Here is an 11,125-nt window from a genome sequence, read left to right as displayed (position 1 = left end):
CGCAGGGTCTGGAGCAAGGAAAGTTCTTTTTCATCCAGCACAAGGCCGCCCTTTTCAGCTTTGTCGGCATAGATCAAGCCAAACGGCCGTCCCTTGATGTTGACGGGCAGCAGTAGAAACGTCGGCGCGTTAATTTGCGTGCGGTACCAGACTGGCAAGCGCCCGGTAATGTGCGGCTCGGTGGCGTCACTGATCATGGCGTCAGCGCCCTTGGTGCACACCGCCGTGAACAGGTCCATGGTGCCCGACTGCATCGGCACACGAAAGCCTTTAACCATGGAGTCTACGTCCTTGCCCAAGCCAAAACGGCCGGTTATCGTGTCGGTTTTGGGATCGCGCATGCAAAAAATAATGCGCTGGAAATCCATCGCCCGCAGCATCGTTTCCAGAATCATGCGCAACAAATCACTCAGTTTGACTTCTTCGACCATGGCATTGGTGATGTCCTGAATGCCGGCCGCAAGAATTTGAACCACATGCTTGGCAGGCGCACCAGGCACCTCAACCGCCACGGCTCCGCCAGTTGGCAAATGCGTCACGGTCTGGGTGGCATGTAACTCCAGCGGTGACAAGGTGTCAGGCGCATCAGCTTCATGCGCATGCGGCGAACCGGCCATATCTTCAGGCAGTTTCAGCAGTTTGGCGGCAGCGGTGCCAGGCTTGACCACAATATCCATGGCCGCGGCCATTTCAATCAGCTTTTTGCGCGCCACTGCGGTGGCCGATTGCACATCGCCCGGGTTGACGCCCAGGGATTTGGCGTAGTTTTTGGAAACCAGGGCCAACTTTCCATCCACGAACTTGGGGTCGGTGTGCAACAAAGTGTCGGCGATGTCGTTGGCCGCCAGCGCCGTCCAGCGCAGGCGTTCCTGCGCGTCGGCGGGCACGCGGGAGGGCGGATCCCCCATTGGCTTACGCATGCAGCGCTGAATGCTTTCAGGCAAGCCCCAGACCTTGGACACGCCGATACCCAACTCCTCAAAACTGATGCCGAGCACGCTGGCCGAGGCTGCAGCCTCGCTCACGGGCTGGCGGGTCGAGGACACGAGGCTGCGCACCGTCTGCGCTTCTTCCTGAAAATAAAACTGCGCCAGCAAACGCCCCAGATTGTGGAACATGGCACCAATGAAAGCTTCCTCGGTTTCCCGCTCCGAGTGGCACAGTTCAGACGCGACCGATGCGGCCATGAGCGAGCGCAAAAATTCTTCTTTCAACACTTGGGCTTGCGCCTTGTCCTGCATGTGCTCGAGCAAGACCAGGCTCAATGCCATGTTGCGAATGCCGTTAAAACCTACTAGAGTGACGGCTCGTGAGACTGTGCTGATGCTTCCGCCGCGCGAGTAATGAACGCTGTTGACCAGCCGCAAAAGCTTGTTGGTGAGCGCCACATCCTTCAGGATTTCGTTGGTGACACTGTTAACACTTTCGGTCTCTGATGTCGCCATGCCCTGGATTCGGACCACCGAATCCGACATCGCCGGAAAATCGCTTTTATGACGCATGCGGCGCAGCAAAAACTCAAGCGTGCTACTGCTTCCACCTTTGCTGTTAGCGGCATTGGCACCCTCGCCTGACCCGCCTTGCGCTCGGGCATCTAACCACTTGGCGAGCGCATCCCGGAACATCTTGGCACTGGTGTGGCGCTGGGTCGGGTCAAGCGCCAAAGCGCGCAGCACCACCGCGCGCAAACTGTCGTCCACCGTCGGACTCATGTCCGTGGGGAGTGTGAGCTGTTCGTGAACCACCCGATAGATGGCGCGCAAGGGGTCAACTTCTGCAATCAACGGCTTGCCTGAGAGCAGTTCGGCCAGCACAATGCCTGCCGAAAAAATATCCACCTGAGGTGTCGCAGGCTTGCCCTGCGCGGCTTCTGGCGACATATAGCCCGGCGTGCCACCCTCTGGGGCGCGAGTACCGGGCACGCCAGCATCATTGATGCGGGCTGCGATACCGAAATCCATCACCCGCGCCCGGCCCGCCGCGTTGACGAGTACGTTGGAGGGCTTCAAATCGCGGTGCACCACGCCCGCTGTATGGGCGACATCCAGGGCATCCAGCACATCAAGCATCAGCGCCACGGCCTCGGCTGGCGGCAAGGCCCCCCGCTGCTTGATCAAGGCGGCCAGGGTTTGCCCCATCACGTACTCAAACACCAGGTAGGGTTGCTGGTCATGCACATCGGCCTCAAAAACCGGAACAATGTGGGGATGTGTCAGACGGCTCACACTGCGGGCTTCCTGCAGCCACTGGGCGATGGCGGTGGCGTCTGAGCCTTTGCCGGGCTTCATCAGCTTGATGGCCACTTCGCGCTCCAGCCGCGGATCGAACGCCAGCCAGACCACCGACTGGGCGCCACGACCCAAAATCAGGCGCAGCTCGAAACGCCCCAACATGGCAGGTACTGAAGCCGAAGGCGATGCAGTGGCTAATCGTTTGATGGTGGAGAGGGGGGTGAAATCGGCCATGGATCAAATCAAACGGGTAATGGGGGGAAACTCAGAAACTTTTCAAAGTCTGGCAAGGAACGAGGATGAATGAACAAACTGCACCGGCAAGCGCAGCAGCCATGCAAAGCGACCTCTTTGAAGCGTTCTAGCACCAATTGTGATGTCCCCCGTATTGACTTGGGTCAGATTATGTACCGTTAAAGTACCTAAACCCGGGGGGAAACGATCAAGGCAAGCTGTCTTATTTCAGTTGCACTGACCCTGAAACCGTGACCACGACCGAGGTTTTTCCAGCCTCGATGGGCACGGGGGCATCTGCCATCTCCGACTTGGCTTGCATCGCCAGCATCCGGGGTCTCGGCGAGTAGCCTTGGTCGTTGGCGTTAATGCTGACTTCACGCAGCGCGTAGCCTGAAAAGCCAAAGCTTTTAGCGATGTCGGCTGCGCGGGCTTTGAAGCGCTCAATCGCCATGCCCTGCGCGTCGGCTTCGACCTTGAGACGTTGTTCGCGACTCAGGCCATAACTGACGTTGCCCAATGTGAGCGTTTGAATCTTGCCGGCGACGGCGCTGATGCGCACAAAGTCACGCCCTTCCAGCACCAACTCTGCAGTGCCTTGCCACCCGACCGATTTGCCATCGCGGCCATAACGCGGATACAGGCTGAAGTTGCCGGTGCGCACCTCCAACTGACCCGGCGAGGCAGATTTTCGGGCTTCCACCAAGGCGGCATCAAGCGCCGTCTTGAGCCCAGTTTGCACCGTGTTGGCATCGCTCCCGTCACGCGTGGTGTTCAGGGTGATGGAGAGCAAATCCTGCGTCACTTCAACCGAACCGTTAGCCGACAACTGCACCACGTTCTGCAGAATCGGGGCATTGATTTGTTGCGCAAATAGTGCACTAGCCCCCGTTATAAGTGCATATAACGCTATGTACTTTGCAGCATTTTTCATAACGACTCCGTTGGCATCAAACACCTTGAATGTTTTAACAACTTTAGTCTGGAAGCTCAAGGATTGGCAAATCTAGCCGCACGGTTTTGCAACTGCAAGCGCAGATCAGCACGCTCCTGCGCCGATAAATGCCTTGTTTCTTCGGTGTTTTTGGGTGCCGACTCCTTGCTCTGCGAACCTGCATCAAGCGCAGTTTTAAGTGTTGACCGCAAGGTGGCTGGCGCTTCTGGGGCCGTTCGTGGGGTTTCAAAATGCCGATTGCCTTCGGGTTGCGCCCAAGCGTAAAAGGCGCAAACAAAACCAATCACCAAAATAAAAATCTTTTTCATAGTAGGAACATAACTCTAAACAGCTTGATAAAGCTCCCGACTCAACAAATCGGCTTGCGCTCCAGGGCAACATTTGTAACAGTGTGTCAAAGCTCCTGCTGAAATCCTGATTTTCTGGATTCATACCTGCAAAATGGGCTTTGTTACATTTGAAGTGGTACACCCAATGAGCCAAGACCCTAACCGAAATGACAAAATTCTGGTTGTCGATGACGATTCCAGAATTCGAGACCTGCTTAGACGCTACCTGACGCAAGAAGGCTTTGAGGTACTTCAAGCAGAAGACGGCAAATCTCTCACCCGTATCCTTTTACGCGAGACGGTGGACCTGATCGTGCTCGACCTGATGATGCCGGGTGAAGATGGTTTGTCAATTTGCCGACGCCTGCGCGCTGCCAATGACCGTACGCCCATCATCATGTTGACCGCCAAAGGCGAGGATGTGGACCGCATCGTCGGGCTTGAAGTAGGCGCTGATGACTACCTTGGCAAGCCCTTCAACCCGCGTGAGTTGCTGGCCCGGATCCATGCCGTGCTGCGCCGCCGCCCCGTGCTGGAAGCGCCTGGTTCACCCTCCAGCGACAACGAGGTCGTGAGTTTTGGCAACTTCACCTTTGATCTGGGCGCACGGATGTTGCGTCGGGACAAGGAAGAATTGCCATTGACCACCGGCGAGTTCGCCATGCTCAAGGCACTTGTGCGCCACCCTCGGCAACCGCTTTCACGCGAAAAGTTGGCTCAACTGGCCCGTGGCCGCGAGTTCGAACCCTTTGACCGCAGCCTGGATGTGCAGGTCTCACGCTTGCGCAAACTATTGGAAGTGGACGCCTCTGCACCCCGGTTTATTCAAACTGTCTGGGGAGTGGGCTACGTTTTTGTACCCGATGGTGCGGGTTGAAGCGATTGGCTACAGCACAACCCCATTCGCCTGACGTCAGCGGTTTGATGCCGCTGGAGGCGAGTTCTGGCTATCGAAAATCGATCTCCCGGATGGGCCGAAGTCTCTTCTGGCGCACTTTTTTCCTACTCTCGCTGCTGCTGATCGGCAGCATTCTGGCTTGGCTGCAGACACTTCGTTCTCTTGAGTTCGAACCCCGTGCCATCCAGACCGCCCAGCAAATCGCCTCACTGGTCAATTTGAGCCGGGCCGCCCTGATTCACTCAGACGCCATCGCACGCGTGTCGCTCATTAAAACCATGACCGACCAGGAAGGTGTGCGCATTGAACCGCGCGAACCGGGCGACACCTTCGAGCCCTTTGACACCGATGCACTGGGTCAGCGCATCTCCATGGAGCTCAAGTCACGGCTCGGCCCTGGCACGGTGGTGGCCAACAGCGTCAACAAAAAAGACGGCTTGTGGGTCGGCTTCATGATCGACGGCGACAACTACTGGATGCTGACCGACCGGGCCCGCTTCAACCACACAACGAGCAGCACCTGGATGATCTGGCTGGTCACGGCCGCCGCGTTGTCGCTGGCGGGTGCGGCCCTGATTGCACGCTTGATCAACAAGCCCCTCAAACAACTCTCGTTTGCGGCCAGTCGAGTCCGCGATGGCGATTTTGATGCCAGCACGCTTGACGAAACCGTGGTCACACGCGAAATCCGGGCGGTCAATATTGGTTTCAACCGCATGACCCAGAAGCTGGCCAAAATCGAGCAGGACCGGGCCATTATGTTGGCCGGTATTTCGCATGACCTGCGCACCCCACTGGCCCGATTGCGCCTGGAAACCGAGCTCAGCGTGGCCGACCCGGAAGCGCGCGCCAACATGGCTGCCGACATCGTGCAACTCGACGCCATCATTGGTAAATTTTTGGATTACGCGCGCCCTGGCAATGTCAACTTGACCCCGGTGCCCCTGAAAGCGGTGATCGACAGTTGTCTTTTCAGCATGAGAAGCCGCACCGACATGCGCTTCAACCTGGACCTGGCCGACAACCTGACCGTGCTGGCCGACGAAGTAGAGCTAAGCCGCGTGATCACCAACCTGCTGGAAAATGCAGGCCGTTATGGCAAGTCGGTCGATACCGGCATCGCCGTGGTCGACATTGCGGCCAAGGCGCGAGACAAGTGGGTACTGATCCGGGTTCGGGATCACGGCATGGGCGTCTCTGACGAACAGCTGGAAAATTTGACCAAACCGTTTTACCGGGGTGAAGCCGCCCGCACAGCCGCCAATGGCGCGGGCCTGGGCCTGGCCATCGCGGAAAAAACCTGCACCCGCATGGGCGGCACTTTTACGCTCAGCAACTCCAGTACCGGTGGCTTGTCAGCCAACATCAAACTTCAATTGGCCCTTGCTGACTGAGAAAAAACCACTAGCGCAGTTTCTTGGCAACCTTGCCCGGCACCCGTCCAGCACCGTTATCGCGCGGCGGCAGGCCGGTATTCTGGGTCAGAATGCGGCCTTTCTGAATCGGTTTAAACGCAGCAGTCTGCGGCTTGGCCGGGGTTGAGCTTTTACGACACGCGCTGCTGCTATCGGTCATTGGCTGGTAGGTCGGAATCAGATGGTGTTTGCCATTGCCGATCAGGTCGGCGCGTCCCATCGACTTCAATGCCTCGCGTAAGAGAGGCCAGTTATTGGCATCGTGGTAGCGCAAAAAGGCTTTGTGCAGGCGGCGGCGTTTGTCACCACGCACGATGTCCACGGTTTCGCTGTCGCGGGTTATCTTGCGCAGCGGGTTTTTGTTGCTGTGGTACATCGCCGTGGCGGTGGCCATGGGCGACGGGTAAAAGGTCTGCACCTGGTCAGCCCGGAAACCATTTTTCTTCAGCCACACCGCCAGATTCATCATGTCTTCGTCGCTGGTGCCGGGGTGGGCGGCGATAAAGTACGGAATCAAAAACTGCTTTTTTCCCGCCTCGGCGGTGAACTTGTCAAACAGCGTTTTGAACTTTTCGTAGGTGCCAATGCCCGGCTTCATCATCTTGGTGAGCGGGCCTTGCTCGGTGTGCTCGGGCGCAATCTTGAGGTAGCCGCCGACATGGTGCGTGACCAGTTCCTTGACGTACTCGGGGCTTTGCACCGCCAAGTCGTAGCGCACACCGGAGCCAATCAGAATCTTCTTGATGCCCTTGAGCGCCCGGCCGCGGCGGTAAATCTTGATCAGCGGGTCGTGGTTGGTGGTCAGGTTTTGGCAAATGCCGGGGTAAACGCAACTCGGTTTGCGGCACGCCGCTTCAATCTCGGGGCTGCGGCAACCCAGGCGGTACATATTGGCCGTGGGGCCGCCCAAGTCGGAGATGGTGCCGGTGAAGCCTTTGACCTTGTCGCGCACATCTTCAATTTCCTTGATGACGGACTCTTCAGAGCGGCTCTGGATGATGCGGCCTTCGTGCTCGGTGATCGAACAAAACGTGCAACCGCCAAAACAGCCGCGCATGATGTTGATGCTGAAGCGGATCATCTCCCACGCCGGGATTTTGGTAGCACCGTCGTGGCTGCCATTCTCATCCGCGTAGCTCGGGTGCGGGCTGCGGGCGTAGGGCAGATCGAACACGTAGTCCATCTCGGCGGTGGTGAGCGGAATCGGCGGTGGCGTGATCCAGACATCACGCGCGGTGACGCCAGTGCCATGCGCCTGCACCAAGGCGCGGGCGTTACCGGGGTTGGTTTCCAGGTGCAACACACGGTTGGCGTGGGCGTACAACACGGCGTCTGACTTGACCTGCTCGTAGCTGGGCAACCTGATCACAGACCGGTCACGCGGCGGCACCTTGACCGTTCCTTTGCCGTAGAGCGCGGCGTTGGGCACGAAAGTGAGCGGCTGAATCGCCGGATTCACCGCATTTTTTAAGCTTAATTGGGCTGTAGCCCCCGTGCTACTTGCGTCAGCAGCTACAGAGTTAGTAGCGCTTTTCTCGCCGTCTTCCTTGGCACAACTGCTGCCCTGCCCTGCGGCTTGCTCGCTGGTGGTCTGGTACGGATTGATTTGCGCTTCGACCCGGCCCGGCTCGTCAACGCTGGTCGAATCAATCTCAAACCAGCCTTGGCCCGAGGCGTCATCGCTGCGGCGCACAAAAGCGGTGCCGCGCACATCGGTGATTTTTTCGACCGGCTCGTTGGCCGCCAACCGGTGTGCGATCTCGACCAGCGCACGCTCGGCATTACCGTAGAGCAGCAAATCGCACTTGGCATCCACCACGATCGAGCGGCGCACCTTGTCGCTCCAGTAGTCGTAGTGCGCGATGCGGCGCAGCGAACCTTCGATGCCGCCCAAAATAATCGGCACGTCCTTGTAGGCTTCGCGGCAGCGTTGGCTGTAAACCAGGGCCGCACGGTCGGGCCGCTTGCCGCCAATATCACCGGGGGTGTAGGCGTCGTCGCTGCGGATCTTGCGGTCGGCGGTGTAGCGGTTGATCATGGAATCCATGTTGCCCGCTGTCACGCCCCAAAACAGATTGGGTTTGCCCAGTATCTTGAACGGCTCGGCGCTTTGCCAGTCGGGCTGGGAAATAATCCCCACCCGAAATCCCTGCGCCTCCAACATGCGCCCGATCACCGCCATGCCAAAACTGGGGTGGTCCACGTAGGCATCACCCGTCACCAAAATGATGTCGCAACTGTCCCAGCCCAGTTTGTCCATTTCGGCGCGGCTCATGGGCAGGAATTTGGAGGTGCCAAAACGGGCCGCCCAGTACTTGCGGTAGCTGGTCAGCGGCTTGGCAGCGCGCACGAAAAAGGAGACGTCAACGGGGGCGTTCATAGGAGACACAAGTTAGGGGAACCGGTGAGTGTAAGGTTTTGCACTTGGCAACACCCCCTAAATGGGTACTTAAGGGCGATTGCTCAGGCCATTTTCCCGGTTGTTTTCAGCAAGTTTTTCCGAAACGATTGCGGATTCAAACGCCTGGCACAGGCACAAACCGCCCTTCGTCGGCGCTCTGCTGACCCAGCGTTAGCAGTTGCATCGCCTGGTGAATTTGGTCTGGCGTGACGTTCGGCAGCGCTTCCAGACCTTGCAGATGGGCCCCCAACTCGGCGTAAAAACCAAGGTAGTTTCCGGGTAGGTCCGGCGCGGGGCTGGATTTTGGCCCGCCTTCAGTTTGTAACGTCACCGTGCCCACCAGCGGGTCAAGCCCCCAATCGGCTGTGGAACCCCATTGCGGTCGCCCGCCAGCCTTGAGCGCATCTTCCTGCACATCCAGACCGTGTTTCACAAACGAGCCGAGCGTTCCGTGCACCACAAAACGGGGACCGACGCTGGGCACCAGCGCGCTGCCATGAAGGATCACGCGCAGTCCCGGATGCCGCGTGGGGTAGCGCAACTGGGCATGAAAATAATCATTCACCTGCGCACCTTCTCGCTGGCAGGCCAGATCCACTTGCAGATCGTCGGGGGGGCCAAAAAGTTGCAGCACCTGGTCGACCAGGTGCGCGCCCAGGTCAAACCACAGGCCCGAACCGGGAATGTCCTGTTCACGCCAGCGCTCAGGCACCATCGGCCGGTAACGGTCAAAGTGTGATTCAAAATGCACGATTCGCCCCAACTCACCACTGGCCAGAACCTGCTTCAACGCCAAAAAATCAGCATCGAAACGGCGGTTTTGAAACACCGTCAGCACCCGGTTTTGAGCGCGGGCTGTATTCAGCAAGTCGCAAGTTTCGGTCAAGGTCACGGTACACGGCTTGTCGACCACCACATGCTTGCCCGCCAACAAGGCCGCCATGGCCAGCGGGTAATGACTGGCATTGCTGGTGGCAATCACCACCACATCAATCAATGGGTCGGCAAACACGGCATCGGGTGAGTCAACCACGCGAACCTGTGGCCAGTCGGCGTGGACGGCTTCGGGCTTGCTGGAGCACACACAGGCCAGGCGCAGCCCCGGCACCCCCGAGATCAACGGCGCATGGAAGATGCGCCCGGCGTTGCCATAGCCAATCAGGCCGACGTTCAAGGCCAGGGGAGCAGACATCGGTGCGTTCATTTCAGGCGTATTCATGACGCCATCATCTCCGAAAAAGCGCCCCCGGTGTTACCACGCAGGTACACACCACGGATGAACAACGCACGCCTTTGGCCGCAAAAATACGATATCGTCGCCCCATGCTTTTTTTAAAAACCCACAAGCCTTCAGGTCAGGCCGCAATTCAAAGGCCTTATTCCATTTCTAAATCATTCATGTCTAGGCGTTGAGCCGCAGGTAGTGCTGTAGCACGACAAGGCGAAACAACGACGACAGGGATGATTTAGAAATGGAATTACCCGCTTTCAACGGGCCTGCGCCTGAAACCCATACCCCCTTGAGGAGACCCAAGTGCTCAATTTTTTACCCAAGCCCTTGGTTGGCCTGATCGCCGCACTGCTGCTGGCGTTCAACGCCTTGTTCTGGGTGCCCGTTTTGCTGTTTTTCGCTTTGGTGAAGCTTATTCTCCCGATCAAGAAGATTCGCCTGTTGATCGACCCGATTCTGGTGCGCATTGCCGAAGCCTGGATTTCGGGCAACAGTGGCTGGATGCGGCTCACGCAAAACACGGTTTGGGATGTGCAAGGGCTGACGTCACTGAACCCGCGCAGTTGGTATCTGGTGAACTGCAACCACCAGTCATGGGTCGACATTCTGGTGCTGCAGCATTTGCTGAACCGACGCATTCCTTTGTTGAAATTTTTTCTCAAGCAGCAACTGATCTGGGTGCCCGTGATGGGGCTGGCCTGGTGGGCGCTGGAGTTTCCCTTCATGCGACGCCACAGCGAAGAGTTCCTGAAAAAACACCCTGAAATGCGTGGCAAAGACCAGGCCACCACCCGCAAAGCCTGTGAAAAGTTTGCCCTGATTCCTACCAGTGTGATGAATTTTCTGGAGGGCACGCGCTTCACGCCGGCCAAACATGCGCGTCAAAAATCGCCTTACCACCACCTGCTAAAACCCAAGGCCGGCGGCATGGCGCTGGCACTCAACGCCATGGGCGATAAATTTCAGGCCATTCTGGATGTCACCATCGTGTACCCCGATGGCCCCATCAACTTCTTGGACTTTCTGGCGGGGAAACTCAAACGCGTCACGGTGCGGGTGCGCGCCTTGCCAGTGCCCCAAGACTTGGTACAAGGCGATTACGCTGGCGACCCCGCCGTGCGCGAGGCCTACCAGAAATGGGTGCAACAACTGTGGTTGGAGAAGGATGCGCAGATTGCGGGAATTCTTAAGGAAAATAGGCTTCTAGCCCCCGTCCTTCCTGCGTAAGTAGCTATTTATTTAATAGCATACCAAGTTAAATCGATAACCCGGTTCAACGCAGGTGCTTGAACATTTTGGCGTTAAAAGACTCGGGGATCGACAAGCGCCGGGGGCCGGGCACCAGTTCAAACGACTCGCCGGCGCTAACAAACCCCGGGCGGTCCACCGCCAGGTAGAAGCCGCAGCAACCGTGTTGCGCCATCAGTTTGG

The 11,125-nt window shown here is 57.9% G+C and carries 8 protein-coding genes; 3 read left to right on the top strand and 5 right to left on the bottom strand.

The genetic code is table 11. The features are described from left to right. From WCG50_RS13935 to WCG50_RS13925, 3 genes are all read right to left on the bottom strand, one after another. A partial coding sequence (locus tag WCG50_RS13935) for an HDOD domain-containing protein (RefSeq protein WP_336900207.1) occupies positions 1 to 2,465 on the bottom strand: 2,465 nt, incomplete at its 3' end. A 223-nt stretch (positions 2,466 to 2,688) separates the two neighbouring features. Next, positions 2,689 to 3,399 carry an SIMPL domain-containing protein gene (locus WCG50_RS13930; protein ID WP_336900206.1) on the bottom strand — a complete coding sequence of 237 codons (711 nt, stop codon included), beginning with the start codon at positions 3,397 to 3,399 and terminating at the stop codon, positions 2,689 to 2,691. Positions 3,400 to 3,455: 56 nt separating this feature from the next. After that, a complete protein-coding gene (locus WCG50_RS13925) occupies positions 3,456 to 3,728 on the bottom strand; it encodes a hypothetical protein (RefSeq protein WP_336900205.1) in 273 nt (90 codons plus the stop codon). Between the two features lie 166 nt (positions 3,729 to 3,894). Between WCG50_RS13925 and ompR the strand changes: the two genes are divergently transcribed. Then, a complete protein-coding gene (gene ompR / locus WCG50_RS13920; protein ID WP_336900204.1) occupies positions 3,895 to 4,626 on the top strand; it encodes a two-component system response regulator OmpR in 732 nt (243 codons plus the stop codon). A gap of 47 nt (positions 4,627 to 4,673) precedes the next feature. Next, positions 4,674 to 6,041 (top strand): ATP-binding protein, encoded by a 1,368-nt coding sequence (locus WCG50_RS13915; RefSeq protein ID WP_336900208.1) that lies wholly within the window; start codon positions 4,674 to 4,676, stop codon positions 6,039 to 6,041. 10 nt (positions 6,042 to 6,051) lie between these two features. Here WCG50_RS13915 and WCG50_RS13910 read toward each other — a convergent pair whose 3' ends face one another. Both WCG50_RS13910 and WCG50_RS13905 read right to left on the bottom strand, forming a co-directional pair. Next, positions 6,052 to 8,442 (bottom strand): YgiQ family radical SAM protein, encoded by a 2,391-nt coding sequence (locus WCG50_RS13910; protein ID WP_336900203.1) that lies wholly within the window; start codon positions 8,440 to 8,442, stop codon positions 6,052 to 6,054. A gap of 136 nt (positions 8,443 to 8,578) precedes the next feature. Further along, positions 8,579 to 9,682 carry an oxidoreductase gene (locus WCG50_RS13905; RefSeq protein WP_336900202.1) on the bottom strand — a complete coding sequence of 368 codons (1,104 nt, stop codon included), beginning with the start codon at positions 9,680 to 9,682 and terminating at the stop codon, positions 8,579 to 8,581. A gap of 315 nt (positions 9,683 to 9,997) precedes the next feature. Between WCG50_RS13905 and WCG50_RS13900 the strand changes: the two genes are divergently transcribed. Then, the gene (locus tag WCG50_RS13900) at positions 9,998 to 10,921 is read left to right on the top strand and encodes an acyltransferase (protein ID WP_336900201.1); all 924 of its coding nucleotides are present in this window, start codon (positions 9,998 to 10,000) and stop codon (positions 10,919 to 10,921) included. The last annotated feature ends 204 nt before the right edge of the window (positions 10,922 to 11,125 follow it).

This window comes from Rhodoferax sp. (assembly GCF_037143375.1).
Lineage (GTDB): Bacteria > Pseudomonadota > Gammaproteobacteria > Burkholderiales > Burkholderiaceae_C > Rhodoferax.
The sequence above is the reverse complement of the archived record's forward strand: the minus strand, read 5'-3'. Positions and strand labels throughout refer to the sequence as shown.

Coding starts and splice junctions, on each gene's coding strand:
- WCG50_RS13930 (WP_336900206.1), bottom strand. CDS start 3,399: ATGAAAAATGCTGCAAAGTACATAGCGTTATATGCACTTATAACGGGG.
- WCG50_RS13925 (WP_336900205.1), bottom strand. CDS start 3,728: ATGAAAAAGATTTTTATTTTGGTGATTGGTTTTGTTTGCGCCTTTTAC.
- ompR (WP_336900204.1), top strand. CDS start 3,895: ATGAGCCAAGACCCTAACCGAAATGACAAAATTCTGGTTGTCGATGAC.
- WCG50_RS13915 (WP_336900208.1), top strand. CDS start 4,674: ATGCCGCTGGAGGCGAGTTCTGGCTATCGAAAATCGATCTCCCGGATG.
- WCG50_RS13910 (WP_336900203.1), bottom strand. CDS start 8,442: ATGAACGCCCCCGTTGACGTCTCCTTTTTCGTGCGCGCTGCCAAGCCG.
- WCG50_RS13905 (WP_336900202.1), bottom strand. CDS start 9,682: ATGAATACGCCTGAAATGAACGCACCGATGTCTGCTCCCCTGGCCTTG.